At 70.4% G+C, this 17,168-nt stretch carries 16 protein-coding genes; 6 read left to right on the top strand and 10 right to left on the bottom strand.

Features of this window, described 5'->3' with window-relative positions; translation table 11 throughout:
• The first annotated feature begins 121 nt into the window (after positions 1-121).
• From IE134_RS06045 to IE134_RS06025, 5 genes are all read left to right on the top strand, one after another.
• Positions 122-1,126: an ABC transporter ATP-binding protein gene (locus IE134_RS06045; RefSeq protein ID WP_030707341.1), complete on the top strand. Its 1,005-nt coding sequence runs from the start codon at positions 122-124 to the stop codon at positions 1,124-1,126.
• The gene (locus IE134_RS06040) at positions 1,116-2,024 is read left to right on the top strand and encodes an ABC transporter permease (RefSeq protein WP_030707335.1); all 909 of its coding nucleotides are present in this window, start codon (positions 1,116-1,118) and stop codon (positions 2,022-2,024) included. Before IE134_RS06045 ends, IE134_RS06040 begins: the two co-directional genes overlap by 11 nt.
• Positions 2,021-2,932 (top strand): ABC transporter ATP-binding protein, encoded by a 912-nt coding sequence (locus tag IE134_RS06035; protein WP_030707333.1) that lies wholly within the window; start codon positions 2,021-2,023, stop codon positions 2,930-2,932. The genes IE134_RS06040 and IE134_RS06035 overlap by 4 nt, the downstream gene beginning before the upstream one ends.
• Before the next feature lie 30 nt (positions 2,933-2,962).
• Positions 2,963-3,682: an ABC transporter permease subunit gene (locus IE134_RS06030; protein ID WP_010060505.1), complete on the top strand. Its 720-nt coding sequence runs from the start codon at positions 2,963-2,965 to the stop codon at positions 3,680-3,682.
• 307 nt (positions 3,683-3,989) lie between these two features.
• Positions 3,990-4,694 carry a hypothetical protein gene (locus IE134_RS06025; protein WP_189429781.1) on the top strand — a complete coding sequence of 235 codons (705 nt, stop codon included), beginning with the start codon at positions 3,990-3,992 and terminating at the stop codon, positions 4,692-4,694.
• Between the two features lie 73 nt (positions 4,695-4,767).
• Here the strand turns inward: IE134_RS06025 and IE134_RS06020 are convergent, their stop codons facing one another.
• From IE134_RS06020 to IE134_RS05980, 9 genes are all read right to left on the bottom strand, one after another.
• Positions 4,768-5,592: an HAD family hydrolase gene (locus tag IE134_RS06020; RefSeq protein ID WP_010060509.1), complete on the bottom strand. Its 825-nt coding sequence runs from the start codon at positions 5,590-5,592 to the stop codon at positions 4,768-4,770.
• Complete coding sequence (gene serS / locus IE134_RS06015) at positions 5,589-6,866, bottom strand: serine--tRNA ligase (RefSeq protein WP_030707328.1); 1,278 nt, start codon at positions 6,864-6,866, stop codon at positions 5,589-5,591. Before serS ends, IE134_RS06020 begins: the two co-directional genes overlap by 4 nt.
• Before the next feature lie 643 nt (positions 6,867-7,509).
• The gene (pheA, locus tag IE134_RS06010; protein ID WP_010060512.1) at positions 7,510-8,445 is read right to left on the bottom strand and encodes a prephenate dehydratase; all 936 of its coding nucleotides are present in this window, start codon (positions 8,443-8,445) and stop codon (positions 7,510-7,512) included.
• Between the two features lie 81 nt (positions 8,446-8,526).
• On the bottom strand, positions 8,527-9,867 hold the full coding sequence (efeB, locus tag IE134_RS06005; RefSeq protein ID WP_126931189.1) for an iron uptake transporter deferrochelatase/peroxidase subunit: 1,341 nt from the start codon (positions 9,865-9,867) through the stop codon (positions 8,527-8,529).
• A gap of 4 nt (positions 9,868-9,871) precedes the next feature.
• Positions 9,872-11,788: a copper resistance CopC/CopD family protein gene (locus tag IE134_RS06000; protein WP_189429780.1), complete on the bottom strand. Its 1,917-nt coding sequence runs from the start codon at positions 11,786-11,788 to the stop codon at positions 9,872-9,874.
• Positions 11,789-11,801: 13 nt separating this feature from the next.
• Entirely contained in the window at positions 11,802-12,263 is a 462-nt protein-coding gene (locus IE134_RS05995) for a copper chaperone PCu(A)C (protein WP_030707322.1), read from the bottom strand.
• Entirely contained in the window at positions 12,260-12,919 is a 660-nt protein-coding gene (locus tag IE134_RS05990) for an SCO family protein (RefSeq protein ID WP_030807305.1), read from the bottom strand. The genes IE134_RS05995 and IE134_RS05990 overlap by 4 nt, the downstream gene beginning before the upstream one ends.
• A gap of 44 nt (positions 12,920-12,963) precedes the next feature.
• Positions 12,964-13,728: a YcnI family copper-binding membrane protein gene (locus IE134_RS05985; RefSeq protein ID WP_189429779.1), complete on the bottom strand. Its 765-nt coding sequence runs from the start codon at positions 13,726-13,728 to the stop codon at positions 12,964-12,966.
• Positions 13,729-13,876: 148 nt separating this feature from the next.
• Positions 13,877-14,746, bottom strand: a complete 870-nt coding sequence (locus IE134_RS05980) for a hypothetical protein (protein ID WP_189429777.1) — start codon at positions 14,744-14,746, stop codon at positions 13,877-13,879.
• 293 nt (positions 14,747-15,039) lie between these two features.
• Here IE134_RS05980 and IE134_RS05975 point away from each other — a divergent pair, with 293 nt between their 5' ends.
• Positions 15,040-15,534 (top strand): ATP-binding protein, encoded by a 495-nt coding sequence (locus IE134_RS05975; RefSeq protein WP_030707314.1) that lies wholly within the window; start codon positions 15,040-15,042, stop codon positions 15,532-15,534.
• Between the two features lie 36 nt (positions 15,535-15,570).
• Here IE134_RS05975 and IE134_RS05970 read toward each other — a convergent pair whose 3' ends face one another.
• The gene (locus IE134_RS05970) at positions 15,571-17,052 is read right to left on the bottom strand and encodes an aminopeptidase P family protein (protein ID WP_098016512.1); all 1,482 of its coding nucleotides are present in this window, start codon (positions 17,050-17,052) and stop codon (positions 15,571-15,573) included.
• Positions 17,053-17,168 lie beyond the last annotated feature (116 nt).

Raw genomic sequence — 17,168 nt, 5'->3', positions numbered from 1 at the left:
CCCTACGGGCGTGTACGCCTGGAGTCTGACGCGGATCCAACCGTCAGGGCTGACGACCCCTGTGGTCCGCGCCACTAACGTCATTTCCGTGACAGCCGTAATCGCTACCGAAGCCCTGAGCATGCGGTTCCCCCGGGTGACCGCGCTTGACCGGCTCACGTTGGACATCGGACCGGGTGTGACCGGTCTGGTGGGTTCCAACGGAGCCGGCAAGTCCACACTGATCAAGATCCTGCTGGGTCTTTCCCCCGCCACCGAAGGCCGGGCCGCGGTGCTCGGGCTCGACGTCGCGACCAGCGGCGCCGCCATCCGGGAACGGGTGGGATACATGCCCGAGCACGACTGCCTGCCGCCCGACGTCTCGGCGACCGAGTTCGTCGTGCACATGGCGCGCATGTCGGGGCTGCCGCCCACGGCGGCCCGCGAGCGCACGGCCGACACCCTGCGCCACGTCGGCCTCTACGAGGAGCGCTACCGCCCTATCGGCGGCTACTCGACCGGCATGAAGCAGCGGGTCAAGCTGGCCCAGGCCCTCGTCCACGACCCCCAGCTGGTCCTGCTCGACGAGCCGACCAACGGCCTCGACCCGGTCGGCCGGGACGAGATGCTCGGTCTGATCCGGCGGATCCACACCGACTTCGGCATCTCCGTCCTGGTGACCTCGCACCTCCTCGGCGAGCTGGAACGCACCTGCGACCACGTCGTCGTCATCGACGGCGGAACGCTCCTGCGCTCCAGCTCCACCAGCGACTTCACCCAGACCACCGCGACCCTCGCGGTCGAGGTGACCGACAGCGACACCCACCCCGACGGCACCGGTGCGCTGCGCAAGGTCCTCACCGACGCCGGGGTCACGCTCATCGGCCACGACGGGATCGACACGGAGGGTCTGCCGGGCGCGGGCCACATCCTGCTGATCGAGGCGACGGGCGAGGAGACGTACGACGTGGTCCGCGACAGCGTCGCCGGGCTCGGGCTCGGCCTGGTCCGCATGGAACAGCGCCGCCATCAGATCGCCGAGGTCTTCCGTACCGAACAGGGCGCGGCGCAGACAGCCGCCGTCCCGGCCGCGGCCGCCACCGCCGGGGCCGTCCAGCAGAAGGGAAGCGGTCGCGATGAGCACTGAGACCAAGGCCGCGGCCGGGCGCGACGCCTCCCGGATCCACAACATCGGCTACCGCTCCTACGACGGACCGCGGCTCGGCCGGGCCTACGCCCGCCGCTCCCTGTTCTCGCAGACCCTGCGGGGCTCCTTCGGACTGGGCCGCTCCGCCAAGTCCAAGGTGCTGCCCATGCTGCTGTTCGGCGTGATGGCGCTGGTCGCGGCGATCCTGGTGGCGGTCTCCATGGCCGCGCCGGACGCCAGCAAGCTGGTGGTCAAGTACACCTCGTACGCGATCTACCTCCAGGCCGTCATCGGCCTCTTCATCGCCGCCCAGGCCCCGCAGGCGGTCTCCAGGGACCTCCGTTTCAAGAGCGTCCCCCTGTACTTCTCGCGGCCGATCGAACACGCCGACTACGTGGTCGCGAAGTTCGCCGCCACCGCCTCCGCGCTCTTCATCCTCACCGGTGCGCCGCTGCTCATCCTCTATGTGGGCTCTCTGCTCGCGAAGTTCGACTTCGCCGATCAGACCAAGTGGTTCGGCCAGGGGCTGGTGTCGGTGGCGCTGCTGTCCGTGCTGTTCGCCGGGCTCGGCCTGGTGATGGCCGCCCTGACCCCGCGGCGCGGCTTCGGCGTCGCCGCGGTGATCGCCCTCCTGACCATCACCTACGGCGCCGTCTCCACGGTCCAGGCCATCGCCTGGGAGACCGGGTCGGAAGGGGCCGTGCAGTGGCTCGGCCTCTTCTCGCCGATCACCCTGATCGACGGCGTCCAGACCGCGTTCCTCGGCGCGACCTCCGCCTTCCCCGGAGGGGAAGGCCCGGGCGCCGGAGTCGGCGTGGTCTACCTGATCGTTGTTCTCGCGCTCGTCGCCGGCTCGTACGCCGTCCTGATGCGCCGCTACCGGAGGGTCGGGCTGTGACCACCATCGAGATCGACCACACCTCGCGCTGGTTCGGCAACGTGGTCGCCGTCAACGACGTCTCCATGACCGTGGGCCCCGGCGTCACCGGACTCCTCGGCCCGAACGGCGCCGGGAAGTCCACCCTCATCAACATGATGGGCGGATTCCTCGCCCCGTCGACGGGGAAGGTCACGCTCGACGGACAGCAGATCTGGCGCAACGAGAGCGTCTACAAGAAGATCGGCATCGTCCCGGAGCGGGAAGGGATGTACGACTTCCTCACCGGCAAGGAATTCGTCGTCGCCAACGCCGAACTCCAGGGTTTGGGAGGGGCCGAGGCACAGAGGGCGCTCGCCACGGTCCAGATGGAGTACGCGCAGGACCGCAAGATCGCCACGTACAGCAAGGGCATGCGCCAGCGCGTGAAGATGGCCTCCGCGCTGGTCCACGAGCCCTCGGTGCTGCTCCTGGACGAACCGTTCAACGGAATGGACCCGCGCCAGCGGATGCAGCTGATGGAGCTGCTGCGGCGGATGGGCGCCGAGGGCCGTACGGTCCTGTTCTCCTCGCACATCCTCGAAGAGGTCGAGCAACTGGCCTCGCACATCGAGGTGATCGTGGCGGGCCGGCACGCGGCCTCCGGAGACTTCCGGAAGATCCGCCGGCTGATGAAGGACCGGCCGCACCGCTATCTGGTGCGCTCCAGCGACGACCGGGCCCTCGCGGCTGCGCTCATCGCCGACCCCTCCACGGCGGGCATCGAGGTCGACCTGACCGAGAAGGCGCTGCGCATCCAGGCCGTCGACTTCGGGCGGTTCACCGAACTGCTGCCGAGGGTCGCCCGGGAGCAGGGCATCCGGCTGCTCACCGTCTCGCCGTCCGACGAGTCCCTCGAATCGGTCTTTTCCTATCTCGTAGCGGCCTGAGTAGTGGCCTGAAAGGAGCTGTGCACCGTCATGTACGACCCCACAGTCGCCCGGCTCACCTACCGGGCCCTGCTCGGCCGGCGCCGGGCCGCCATCCTGTTCGTCCTGCCCGCCCTGCTGCTGCTCATCGCCGCGGCCGTGCGGATGTTCGCCGGGGCCGACGACCAGATCGCCTCCAACGTCCTCGGCGGTTTCGCCATCGCCACGATGGTGCCGCTGATCGGCGTGATCGCGGGCACCGGGGCGATCGGCCCCGAGATCGACGACGGCTCGATCGTCTATCTGCTCGCCAAGCCGGTGAAACGTCCCACGATCATCTTCACCAAGCTGATCGTGGCCATCGCGGTGACGATGGTGTTCTCGGCGCTGCCGACGCTGCTCGCGGGACTGATCCTCAACGGCAACGGCCAGCAGATCGCCGTCGCCTACACGATCGCGGCGCTGGTCGCCTCGATCGCGTACAGCGCCCTGTTCCTGCTGCTCGGCACGGTCAGCCGGCACGCGGTCGTCCTCGGCCTGGTCTACGCGCTGGTCTGGGAGGCCCTCTTCGGCAGCCTGGTGGCCGGTGCGCGGACGCTCAGCGTCCAGCAGTGGTCCCTGGCGGTCGCCCAGAAGGTGTCGGGCGACGGCGTGGTGACCTCGGAGGTCGGCCTGCCGCTCGCCACGGTCCTGCTGGTCGCGGTCACGGTCGCCGCCACCTGGTACGCGGGCCAGAAGCTGCGGGCACTGAAGCTGGCGGGCGAGGAGTGAGGCCTGCGACCTGAGACCCCTGCCGCGTCCCGACGATCCCCGCCCTTGCCCCGGCAAGGGCGGGGATCGTCGTATGACCGGACAGACGTGCGCGTGACGTTGTGTTTATCGGGTCGTTGGGCAGGGTGCGTGGAGGCAACTGGAATCCGTGGCGTCGTAGCGATCGTGAAATCGGGGAATGCCGGCACCGGGTGAGGCTCAGCCCACCGGACCGGTCATCGAGTGAGTGGCAACCGTGAGCGTCCTCCACCCCTGAAGCCCGGGGTATGGGCCGTCCTCGTCATTCCCTCGTACGAAAGGCATACCCATGCCCACGGAAGTCGCCCTACTCGAATCGCGCGCGCTGCGCGGGGAGCAGATGGGGCGCGTCGATGTTCTCGACAAGGTGAAGAGCCTTGTCATGCTCCCGGACGGAATTCACGTTCGCACAGAGGATGTGGCTCGTTACTTCGAAGTATCCACAGGGGTCGTGAAGAAGGTGACGCAGCGGCACCGAGCCGAGGTTGAGGAGAATGGCCTCGTCGTGCTGCGCGGCTCTGATCTGCGGCTTTTCCAGAGGGACATGTTGTCTCTATGGGAGAGGGAGGGGCGGGAAAGTTATCCACAGGCTGCCACGCAGCTGACCCTCTACACCCGCCGCACCGTCCTCAACATCGCCCTGCTTCTTCGCGACAGCGACATCGCCCGCTGCGTGCGTACGTACCTCCTCGACGCCGAGGAGTCGCTCCGCACGCAGTACGCCTCCCTCGACCACCGCGTCACGCGCATCGAGAGCTGCCTCACCGGAGTCGGCAGTGCCCTGCAGGAGCTCGGGCCGGTGCTGGTGCGGATGTCGGAGCGGCTCGACAGTCTGGACCGGAAGGTGGAGATGACGCATCAGGTGGTCGGGGCGATGAGTCTGCGGCTGACGGATGTGCAGCAGGACGTCGTACGGCTCGACGGGCGGATGGACGCCTTCGCCGGGCAGCTGAAGGATCTGCGCCGCCGTGACGGGCAACGCGGGCAGCGCTGAGTGAAGCGGCCCGGCACCGTGGGAAACGGTGCCGGGCCGCTGTCGCGCTGTCCGGGGCGCGGGTGGTGCCGTCCTACCGCGCGGGCTGTACGGGCGCCGAGCGGAGCAGCTCCTCCAGCACCACCGCGATGCCGTCGTCTTCGTTGGACGCCGTGATCTCGTGGGCGACGGCCTTCAGGTCGTCGTGGGCGTTGGCCATGGCCACGCCGTGCTGGGCCCAGCCGAACATCGGGATGTCGTTCGGCATGTCACCGAAGGCGATCGTGTCGGCCGCCTTCACGCCGAGTCGGCGGGCGGCCAGCGAGAGGCCGGTCGCCTTGCTCAGGCCCAGCGGCAGGATCTCGACCACACCGGCCCCGGCCATGACCACGTCGACCAGGCTGCCGACGGCCGCCCGCGCGGCGAAGGCCAGTGCGTCGTCGTCCAGCTCCGGGTGCTGTATGTAGACCTTGTTGAGCGGGGCCGTCCACATCTCGGTGGCGTCGTCCACGAACAGATACGGAAGCGGCCCCTCCTGCACCCGGTAGCCGGGGCCGACCAGGACTTCGCCCTCAAGACCGTCGCGGCTGGCCGCCAGGTGCAACGGGCCGACCTCCGCCTCGATCTTGGACAGCGCGAGACCGGCGAGCTGGCGGTCCAGGGTCAGCGAGGTCAGCAGCTTGTGCTCGCCCGCGTGGTAGACCTGCGCGCCCTGACCGCAGACGGCGAGCCCTTCGTAACCGAGGTCGTCCAGGATGTGCCGGGTCCAGGGGACCGCGCGTCCGGTGACGATGATGTGCGCGGCACCGGCCGCCGTGGCGGCGGCCAGCGCCTCGCGGGTGCGCTCGGAGACCGTGTCGTCGCCGCGCAGCAGCGTGCCGTCGAGATCGGTCGCGACGAGCTTGTACGGGAAGGTCACTTGGCGACCGGTTCCAGGACCTCGCGCCCGCCCAGGTACGGACGGAGCACCTCGGGAACGCGGACCGAGCCGTCGGGGAGCTGGTGGTTCTCCAGGAGCGCCACGATCGTGCGCGGTACGGCGCAGAGCGTGCCGTTCAGCGTGGCCAGCGGCTGGACCTTCTTGCCGTCGCGCATCCGGACCGACAGGCGGCGGGCCTGGAAGCCGTCGCAGTTCGACGCGGAGGTCAGCTCGCGGTACTTGCCCTGGGTCGGGATCCACGCCTCGCAGTCGAACTTCCGCGAGGCCGAGGCGCCGAGGTCACCGGTGGCGACGTCGATCACCTGGAAGGGCAGTTCGAGACCGGTGAGCCACTGCTTCTCCCAGTCCAGGAGCCTGCGGTGCTCGGCCTCGGCGTCCGCCGGGTCGACGTACGAGAACATCTCGACCTTGTCGAACTGGTGGACGCGGAAGATGCCGCGGGTGTCCTTGCCGTACGTGCCGGCCTCGCGGCGGAAGCACGGGGAGAACCCGGCGTACCGCAGGGGCAGCTTGCCGGCGTCGATGATCTCGTCCATGTGGTACGCGGCGAGCGGGACCTCGGAGGTGCCGACCAGGTAGTAGTCGTCCTTCTCCAGGTGGTACACGTTCTCCGCGGCCTGGCCGAGGAAGCCGGTGCCCTCCATGGCGCGGGGGCGGACCAGCGCCGGGGTCAGCATCGGGGTGAAGCCGGCCTCGGTGGCCTGGGCGATCGCCGCGTTGACGAGGGCGAGCTCCAGGAGCGCGCCGACACCCGTGAGGTAGTAGAACCGCGAGCCGGAGACCTTCGCCCCGCGCTCCATGTCGATGGCGCCGAGCGCCTCGCCGAGCTCCAGGTGGTCCTTGGGCTCGAAGCCCTCGGCGCCGAAGTCGCGGATGGTGCCGTGCGTCTCCAGGACGACGAAGTCCTCCTCGCCGCCGACCGGCACGTCCTCGTGGACGATGTTGCCGAGCTGGAGCAGCAGCCGCTTGGCGTCGGCGTCGGCCTCGTCCTGGGCGGCGTCGGCCGCCTTGACGTCGGCCTTGAGCTGCTCGGCCTTCTTGAGGAGCTCGGTGCGCTCCTCGGGAGTGGCCTTGGGGATCAGCTTGCCTAGCGACTTCTGTTCGTTGCGGAGTTCGTCGAAGCGGACGCCGGACGACCTGCGCAGCTCGTCGGCGGAGAGCAGGGCGTCGACGAGGTCGACGTCCTCTCCACGGGCGCGCTGGGAGGCGCGAACACGGTCGGGGTCCTCACGGAGCAGGCGAAGGTCAATCACCCCTCCAGGCTACCGGTGCGCGGTTCTGGCACTCGAACCGATATTGCCGAGCGTGTCTCTATGACCGAATTGCCGGAATTGATATTTCTGGGGAGGAATCGGGGGTCGGCGGTGGTCCCGGAGCGGGAGGGGGGCGTCAATAACGGCGCTTAACTCCCCTGAACAGGGCAGAAGGTGCGGCCCACCTTGACGTACCGGCCTTGGAGGAGGCGGGAGTTGGGAGGGCGTCCGTCCCTGTTGTCCACAGGAGGGTCGGTGTCGGAATAGTTATCCACAGGCTGTGTGGAAGTTCTGTGGATGCCGGAGGGCATTCTTCCGGAAGCCGGACGAAGCCCCGTGGAATCTCCGCTCAAACCCGTCCCGCGTGCTCATTCGGATGGGATTCCATCGCCCCAAAGAGTTGATCAAGGGAATTGGGGTGACACGCGACGACTCATGCCCCCTCACGCATCTGTGGACGGCTCTGGGGCGACTGGATTGATTTGTCGACGATGTCGCATTGAGGTGTCGACTTGTCCCCAGGTCGAGAGTCGCCCCTGTGGATAACTCTCCGGAGTGCGTGACTATCTGTAGATCGCACCGCTGCGGAGCGCGTGAGAAGGCGCCCGGCAGCCTTCCCGCCGGGCATCTTCCCGCTCTTCCGTCAGATCCGGCCGTCCTGGCTGCGCGCCAGCCAGTCAGAGGCTTCCGTGAACGCCGCGTCCGACGTGCCCGCCCGCAGCGGCCGCACCTCGTCCGGCGAGACACCCGCCCGCGGGTAGGAGCCGAGGAACCGTACCTTCGGGCTGATCCGCTTCAACCCCATCAGGGCCTCCCCGACCCGCCGGTCCGCGATGTGCCCCTCCGCGTCCACGGCGAAGCAGTAGTTGCCGATGCCCTCGCCGGTCGGGCGGGACTGGATCAGCATCAGGTTGACGCCACGGACCGCGAACTCCTGGAGCAGCTCCAGCAGGGCGCCGGGATGGTCGTCGGCCAGCCAGATCACCACGGAGGTCTTGTCCGCGCCGGTCGGCGCGGAGGGCCGGGCGGGCCGGCCCACCAGGACGAAGCGGGTCTGGGCGTTCGCCGCGTCGTGGATCTCCGTCACCAGCGGCTCCAGGCCGTAGGTGGCGGCGGCGAACTCCCCGGCGAACGCGGCGTCGTACCGACCCTCCTGGACCAGCCGGGCCCCGTCCGCGTTGGACGCCGCCGACTCCCACAGGGCGCCCGGGAGGTGCTCCGCCATCCACTTGCGCACCTGCGGCTGGGCGGCCGGGTGCGCGGTGACCGTCTTGATGTCCGACAGCTTGGTCCCGGGCCGTACCAGCAGCGCGAAGGTGATGGAGAGCAGCACCTCGCGGTAGATCATCAGCGGGTCCCCGCCGGCCAGCTCGTCCAGGGTCGCGGTGATACCGCCCTCGACGGAGTTCTCGATCGGTACGAGCGCTGCCGCCGCCTCCCCGTTGCGTACGGCGTCCAGGGCGGCCGGTACGGACAGCATCGGGACGAGTTCCCGGGTGGCGGCCTCCGGGAGCGTACGGAGGGCGACCTCGGTGAAGGTGCCTTCAGGGCCGAGATAGGCGTAGCGCGTGGCTGACATACGGTCACCCTAATGCGCCCCGCGAGGCCCGCCGCGCTGTCTCAGGATGCGGTCGAACGCCCTCCCGGACCGTACGCGTGCCTACGACTCCAGGAGCCGCTGTCCCACGTACTCGCCCTCCGCCGCCCCGCCCGGCACCGCGAACACCCCGCTCGCCTCGTGCCTCAGGAACGGCGACAGCGCGTCGCCCCGGTCGAGCTTGCGCTGCACCGGCACGAAGCCCCGGAACGGGTCCGCCTGCCAGCAGATGAACAGCAGCCCGGCGTCCGGAGTGCCGTCCTCCGTGATGCCGTCGTGGTACGAGAACGGGCGGCGCAGCATGGCGGCCCCGCCGTTCTCCTCGGGCGAGGAGATCCGGGCGTGCGCGTTGTCGGGGATCACGAGCCTGCCGTCCGGGCCCGCCTTGCCGAGGTCCATCTCGGTGGTCTCGGTCCCCCCGCTCAGGGGCGCCCCGTCCGCCTTGCGCCGCCCGATGACCCGCTCCTGGCGCTCCACCGGAAGCTTCTCCCAGTCGTCCAGGAGCATCCGGATCCGGCGGACGACGGCGTACGAACCGCCCTCCATCCACTCCTGCGGCTTGCCGGGGGACGCGGGGACGAAGACGCGCCGGCCGAAGTCCTCCTCGGACGGTTTCGGGTTGCCGGTCCCGTCGATCTGGCCCATCAGGTTGCGGGCGGTCATCGGCCGGGCCGTCGCGCCGGGGGTGCGGTTGAAGCCGTTCATCTGCCACCGCACCCGTGCCGTGCCCGCGGCCTCCTTCTGGAGCGCCCGCAGTGCGTGGAAGGCGACCAGCGCGTCGTCCGCGCCGATCTGTACCCACAGGTCGCCGTTCGACCGCTTGGCGTCGAGGGCGTCGGCGGAGAACGCGGGCAGCGGGTCGAGCGCGGCGGGCAGACGGTCGGTCAGACCCGTGCGCGCGAAGAACGTACGGCCGAAGCCGAACGTGACGGTCAGGGACGACGGACCGGCGTCCAGGGCGATCCCGGTGTCGTGCCCGGGGCCGTCCGGCGCGCCCGCCGCCGGGCGGCCCGCCATCAGCTCCTTCGCCACCGCGGACCAGCGCCGCAGCAGCGCCGCCGCCTCCTTGCGCCCCGCGCCCGCCGCCAGGTCGAAGGCGGTGAGATGGCCCCGGGCCTGAAGCGGAGTGGTGATCCCCGGTTGATGTTTCCCGTGAAACATCGCCTCGGTCGCGCCGACCGTCGTCAGCGCGGTCGGCTCCTCGGGGCGGGTGGCGGCGTAACCGGCGGCCCCGCCCCCGGCGCCCAGCACCAGCCCCGTGGCGCCCGCGGCGCCCGCCGTACCCAGCAGCCGCCGCCGCGAGACGCCGGTCGGGGCGGCACCGGCACCGGCGGCCCCGTCGCCGTCGCCCGGGGTGACGGACGTGGGGGCCTGGGCCGGGGCCTGCTTCCTGGTCTTGCTCACGTGCTCAGCCGATCTTCGCGTTCTTGTCGATGGTGACCTGGTCGATGTCCGACGTCCGTACCGTCACGTCGATCTTCCAGTCCCCGGCCATTGGAATCTGTACAGCACTCGCCGACCAGTGCCCCTCGGCCAGCCGGTCCGGGACGACCGGCAGCGGGCCGATGTCCTTCGACTCCAGGGTGAGGGCCAGCTTCAGCTCGGGGACGTCCATGGGCTTGCCGTCGCTGCCGTCGATCCACACGTGCAGATCGTTGGAGCCGGTGCGGCCGGGCTCGATGTCGATGCGGACGGTGCCCTTGCCGTTCTGGCCGCCGGTGTCGAACGGCATCTTCAGGTTGACCGGGCCGCCGGCTGCGGGAGCGCTCGCGGACGGGGTGCCGCCCGCGGCCTCCTCCTCCGTACGGCCCGGCTCGGTCGACGTCAGCATGGTGGTGACGGCCAGCAGGACGACGGCGACGGCGGCCTCGGCCAGGACCGAGCGGCGCAGTCCGGAGCGCTGCGGGTCGGCGTCCCGTATCCGCTTCTTCTTCGTCGCGGTCAGGGCGGCCCGCTGACGCGCCAGTTGCGCGGCGCGCTCGGGGTCGGCCGAGACGCTTTCGGGCTCGGACTCGGATTCGGGCTCCTCCTCGGAAGCGTCTTGCGAAGCCACCGCCGAGTCCGTCAGCCGTCCCGTCCAGCGCCGGGAGAACCAGGCCACCGCCAGCAGGACGGCGATCAGCGCCACCTTGAGGATGAGCAGTTGCCCGTAGCGCGTACCGGTCAGCGCCGACCAGGAGCCGACCTGCCGCCAGGACTGGTAGATCCCGGTCGCCGCCAGGACCACGACACTGCCGAACGCGACCGCGGAGAACCGCCGGACGGCCGCGCTCCCGATGTCCGGCGTCCGGTACAGCGCGACCAGCAGCGAGGCGAGTCCGCCGAGCCAGGCGGCGACGGCCAGCAGGTGGAGGACGTCCACCGGCATGGCGATGTTCGCCTGGATGCCGGTCGAGGCGTGCTCGGACATGGCCCAGGTGGCGGCGATGCCCGTCGCGACGACCCCGCCCCCGACGGCGAGCCCGAAGGTGAGGTCCTTCTTCTCGCGTTCGTCCTCGCGCCGGGCGTACGTACCGAACAGCACGGCGATGAACAGGGCGGCGGCCCCGAGCAGCAGCAGCCGGGAGACGAGGGCGGCGCCGGGCTTGGTGTCCAGGACGGACTGGAGTCCGGCGAGGTCGATGGCGTCGGCGAACTTCCCGCTGCCGGTGTACGGGTTGCGCAGCAGCAGCATGACCAGGGTCGCCGCGGTCAGGGTGAGCCAGCCGCGGACCACGAGCCGCTGCATCGGCAGGGCGGTCGCGCCGCCCCGCCAGCAGACCAGGACGAACGCGCTGCCGCCGACGAGCAGGACGAATCCGCCGTACGCCGCGTAGCGCGCGATGTCGTAGACGACGCCGACCGGGCCGCCGCCCGCCTCCTGGGAGGGCAGGGCGACGGTGGTGTCGGAAGGGGCGCCGATGGAGAACGTGAACGCGCCGGAGATCGGGTGGCTGTCGGCGGAGATCGCCTGCCAGGCCACCGTGTAGGTGCCGTCCGGCAGCCCGGAGTGGAGCGCTACGCCGTAGCGGACGGTGGAGCCCTCGGACAGGTCCTTCGGCTCGGCGTCGGTGTCGGCGCGCTTGCCGCTCGGGTCGAGGACCCGGATGGAGTCGTCGCCCACGGCGATCGCCTCGGAGAAGCTGAGGGTGACCTCCTTGGGCGCGGTGTCCACCACCGCCCCGTCCGCCGGGTCGCTCCCGGTGAGGGCGGCGTGCGCCGACGCCGGGCCCGCGCCTGCCAGCAGCAGCCCGAAGACCAGGCTGACGAGGGCGGTGAGGAGCGCGGCGGCGGCGAGGGGCCGACGTATCGGGGACGGTCCCGCGTGCGGGGCGGTGGCAGACATCGGATTCAGTCCCTCACTGCTTCTTCGGGTTGTGGGTGGTTTCCTTCACCGGCAGGTCGACCGTGATGGGGTCGGCCTTCTCGAAGTGCAGCTCGACGGAGACCTTCTCGCCCTGCTGGGGCTTCTGCTTGAGCTTCATGAACATGATGTGGTTGCCACCGCGTTCGAGATCGAGCTCGCCGTTCGCGGGCACCTCGAAGGACGAGACCTCCCGCATCTTCTGGTCCTTCGTCTCGTGGATCGTGACGTCGTCGGAGAGCGGGCTGGTCACCGAGGTGAGCCGGTCCGCGGTGCCGCCGCTGTTCTGTACGACGAGGAAACCGGCGGCCATGTCGCTGACGGGCTGCGGCATGAAGGCGCCGACGACCTTGAGCTCCGGCTCGCCGCCCGACCCGCTGTCCGACGAGCACCCGGCCAGCGTCAGCCCGGTGGTGAGGGCGAGGACGCCGGCGAGAGCCGTGCGGCGGCGGTTCACGGCGCCTCCCCCTTGATCAGCTTGGGGAGGTCCTTGGTGTACTCCTCGGCGGAGGTGTCCTCGCCGTAGAGCACGTACCCCTCGTCCGTCTTCGGGGAGAAGGCGATGACCTGGGCGCCGTGCATCGACACGACGGTCCCGTCCTTCTCCTTCTTCGGCGCGTCGATGCCGATGCCGATCTGCCGCGCCCCGGCCTGGATGGTCGGGAAGTCGCCGGTGAGGCCGGTGAAGGTGGGGTCCTGGGCGGAGAGCCACTTGCCGAGCGAGGCGGGGGTGTCGCGCTCGGGGTCGGTGGTGACGAAGACGACCTGGAGCTTGTCCTGGTCGGCCTTGGGCAGCTCCCGCTTGGCGAGGGAGATGTTGCTCATGGTCAGCGGGCAGACGTCGGGGCAGTTGGTGTAGCCGAAGTAGATGAGCGTCGGCTTGCCCTTGGTCGCCTCGCGGAGGTCGTACTCCTTGCCGTTCGTGTCGGTGAGGACGAGGTTCGGCTTGGTGAACGGCTGGTCGAGGACGGTCGCGGCCTTGTCCTTCGGCGCGGCGCTGACGTCGGCGATCGCCGAGGAGCCCGTCTTGTCGTCACCGGAGCCGCAGGCGGAGAGGGCCAGTGCGGCCGCGGCGGCGAACGCCACGGCCGTCACTGCTTTTTTGTTGCGCATGAAAGAGATGTCCTGAACGTGGTGCGGGTGAGGGAACCGGCCGGTCAGGCCGAGCGGCGGCGTCCGGCGAGCACGCCGAACGCGACACCGGCGACACCGATGACGATGCCGATGATGCCCAGGGTGCGGGCGGTGGTGTCGCTGGAGGAGGAGGACGCGGCGGCGTGGGTCTCCTTGGTCGACGCGGCGGTGTCGGCGGCCTTGTGGTCGTCGCCGTCCTTGGCGTCGGCCTTCTTGGCGTCGTCGGCCGCGCCACCGCCGTGGTGGTCGTCGGCGGCGGCGGACAGCTTCAGGACCGGGGCGGGGCTGTCGGGCTCCTCGCCGCCCTCGGTGGGCTCCTCGATCCAGCGGACGACTTCCTTGTTGTCGTACGTCTGGATCGCCTTGAAGACGAGCTGGTCGGCGTCCTCGGGGAGCGCGCCGACGGAGACCGGGAACTGCTGGAAGTAGCCGGGGGCGATCTCGCTGTCGTCCGCGGTCCAGGTCACCTTGGAGACGGCCTCGGTGATCTTCTTGCCGTGCACTTCGAGGGGCTTGTCGAGCTTGCTCTTGTCGATCTTGATGTCCCAGCCGGGGACGGCCTGCGGGGTGACGGAGGAGAGCGGGTGGTCGGCCGGGAAGTTGACTTCGAGCTTCACCGTCGAGGCCTGGTCGCGCTCGTTGGGGACCTTGAAGTTGAGCGTGGCGTATCCGCCCTTGGCGGCCTCGCCCACCGGCTGGACGCTGACATGCGCGGCGGCCGGGCCGGCGATCAGCAGGACGGTGGACGCGGCGACGCCGCCGGCGAGGGCGATACGGGAAAGCTTCATGGCAGGAATCTCCACAGGGAAACGGAACACGGTGGTCCGGCGCGCGGATGCGCGACGGCATCACGACACCTCGGGGTGCGGTTCCGTGCGGAGGGTCGCGCGCACAGGGATGTGCGCGAGCGTCCGCGGGCCCGGTGGAGGCGTCGCGTCAGGCTGCGAGGGCGTACGGGGCCGGCGGCCCGCGCCTGATCACCAGGTGCTGCAGAGGATCCCCGGCGGTCGGCAGGGGGACGTCGTCGCCGTGACGCGGAGCGCGCGGTCCGGCCACCAGCTGCTCCCGCTCCCCGGCCCGCAGCGCGCGGACGAGGGCGAGCGCGGCGCGCAGGGACCGGAGCCGGGCCCCGGCCGCCAGCGCCTGGGCGCTGTGGGCGGAGAGCCGGGCCAGTGCGAAGAGGGCGATCTCGCCGCGGCGCAGCAGCCAGCCGGTGGCGAGCGCGACGAGGACGTGCGCCAGGAACATCGGCAGGCTCGGCAGCATCGCGGTGACCGCGGCGCAGACCTGCGCGATGCCCGAGGCCCCGTCCCCTCCCGCCGACGCGGCGGCCTGGGCCGCTCCGGACGCCCCGCCCGTCCCGGGATGGCCGTGGCCCCCCGGGAGCGTCGACGGGTCGATGCCCGCCGAGGAGACGATGCGGTGGGCTTCGGCCGCGTTCAGCCGGGCCGGTCCTTCGCCGCACACGAGCCCGGAGGCGAACCGGATGAGCGGGTTGTCGCCGCTTGTGGTCCCGGCGGTGCCGACCGGGGTGCTGCCATGGCTGCCGTACGCGAAGAGCACGTGCAGGAGGATCTGACCGCCGGCCAATGCGCCCACGATGCCCGGAAGGGAGCGTTCCCGTCCGGCGAGGAGGGCGGCGACGGCGAAGACGCCGAGGAATCCGGCGAGCAGGGTCCACGCGGGGACCGCCGTACCGGCGGCGAGCATGTGTCCGGCCGCGGACAGCACGACGCAGACCGCGGTGAACACCGCGGCCCTCATGAGCCGCAGACCGGCTCCGGCGCGTGCGAGAGGCGTGGACATGGCCGGGACATCATCGCACTGCACCCCCGTGCCCCGTACGGCAGGTCCGGAAGATCAGCCTCCGTCCCCAACCGTGCTTGTTGCGCCTGTTCGCGGGGGATGTACGAACCGGTGGGCGCACTTCGGGTACCGCGAATGCGCCCCCGGTGACCTGCGAACGGGCCGGCCCATACACCGGGCGGCCGAATATCCATATCCGCCGAACGAGGGCTCTCCCACCCGATCCGTGCTTACGAAGTGCCGGGGGCGGCAATACGTATCGATACGTCGAGCCGCAGCCAGGAGGCTGAAAGATGAGCATCTGGTGGTCTCTCCATTTGCGGCGCGAAGCTGCGAGCGTTCCGCTCGCCCGTCGTTTTCTGCTCGGCACCATGGAAACCGCGGGGGTGGATCCGGACATCTCCTTCGACCTGTCGGTCGCGCTCAGCGAAGCCTGTGCGAACGCCGTCGAGCACGGCGGCGACCGGACGGTGCTCGGGGAGCCCGGGGATTCCGGGACCGGACGCCCTTCCGCGGACTCCGGGCAGTACCGGGTCACGGCCTATCTGGACGGCGAGAAATGCCGTATCGAAGTCAGTGACTCGGGGCCGGGATTTCCGGTCCGCCGCGCGCTTCGCCCAGCCGCGCATTCCCCTCAGGCCGATGCCGATGCCGAGAACGGCCGGGGCCTCGATCTGATCCAGCAGCTCTCCGACCACGTGCAGTTCGGCAACCGGCCGGGCCACGGCGCGGTGGTGAGCTTCGACAAGGTCCTGAAATGGCGCGAGGGCGCGCTGCTCACGGTGTAGTGAGCGGCGCGCCCCGGCGCGTGTCGTACGGGAGGGTCAGCCCTTCAGCTGTGCCATCCAGGCCTCGACCTCGTCCGCCCGGCGCGGCAGCGAGTCGGAGAGGTTCCGGTTGCCGTCCTCGGTGACGAGGATGTCGTCCTCGATCCGGACGCCGATGCCCCGGTACTCCTCGGGCACGGTCAGGTCGTCGGCCTGGAAGTACAGACCGGGCTCGACCGTCAGGCAGACGCCCGGCTCCAGCGTGCCGTTGACGTACGTCTCGGTGCGCGCGGCGGCGCAGTCGTGGACGTCCATGCCGAGCATGTGGCCGGTGCCGTGCAGGGTCCAGCGGCGCTGGAGACCCAGCTCCAGGACCTTGTCCACGGACAGGTCGCCGAGCAGACCCCACTCGACGAGCTTCTCGGCGAGCACGCGCTGCGCGGCGTCGTGGAAGTCGCGGTAGTCGGCGCCGGGCTTCACGGCGGCGATGCCCGCCTCCTGGGCCTCGTACACCGCGTCGTAGATCTTGCGCTGGAGCGGCGAGAACGTGCCGTTGATCGGCAGGGTGCGCGTCACGTCGGCGGTGTAGAGGTCGTTGGTCTCGACCCCGGCGTCGAGGAGCAGCAGCTCGCCCGCGCGGACCGCGCCGTCGTTGCGGACCCAGTGCAGGGTGGTGGCGTGCGGCCCCGCGGCGCAGATCGAGCCGTAGCCGATGTCGTTGCCCTCGATGCGGGCGCGCAGGAAGAACGTGCCCTCGATGAAGCGCTCGCTGGTCGCCTCGGCCTTGTCGAGGCTCTTCACGACGTCCTCGAAGCCGCGCGCGGTGGCGTCGCACGCCTTCTGCAGCTCGGCGATCTCGAAGGCGTCCTTCACCAGGCGGGCCTCGGAGAGGTAAACGCGCAGCTCCTCGTCGCGCTCCGCGGTGACCTTGTCGGTGAGGGCGGCCTCGATGGACGCGTCGTGGCCGCGCACGTTCCGGACGGGGCCGGTGGCCTCGGCCAGCGCGGCGGGCAGCTCGCGGACGTCCTTCGCGGGGATGCCCAGCAGCTGCTCGGCCTCGGTGAGGGAGTTGCGGCGGCCGACCCACAGCTCGCCCTGGCCGTCGAGCCAGAACTCGCCGTTCTCGCGGTTGGAGCGCGGCAGCAGGTAGAGGGTGGCCTCGTGGCCGGTGTCGCCCGTCGGCTCCAGGACGAGGACGCCGTCCTGGGTCTGGTCACCGGTGAGGTACGCGTACTCGGTGGAGGCGCGGAAGGCGTACTCGGTGTCGTTGGAGCGGGTCTTCAGGTTGCCCGCGGGGATGACCAGACGCTCGCCGGGGAAGCGGGCGGAGAGCGCGGCGCGGCGGTTCGCGGTGTGCTCGGCCTGGGGGATCGGCTGGAGGCCGTGGAGCTCGGTGTCGGCCCAGCCCGACTTCATGTTCTCGGCGAGCTCGTCGGAGACGGCCGGGTAGAGGCCGTTCTTCCGCTGCTTGATCGCCTCCGCTGCTTCGTTCTCTTCGGTCTCCTGCTCCGGGGTCTCCGGGATGAGCTCCTCAGACACGATTTGTCTCTCCTTGATACGACACTGGACCATCACCCATCGTACGGGCGTACGGAAGGGGGCCCAGGGCCGAAGGACCTGTTACCGGAGAGAGCGTCGGGGAGACCTTCGCGGGG

Source organism: Streptomyces rubiginosohelvolus, from assembly GCF_014649875.1.
GTDB classification, from domain to species: Bacteria; Actinomycetota; Actinomycetes; order Streptomycetales; family Streptomycetaceae; genus Streptomyces; species Streptomyces rubiginosohelvolus.
The sequence above is the reverse complement of the archived record's forward strand: the minus strand, read 5'-3'. Positions and strand labels throughout refer to the sequence as shown.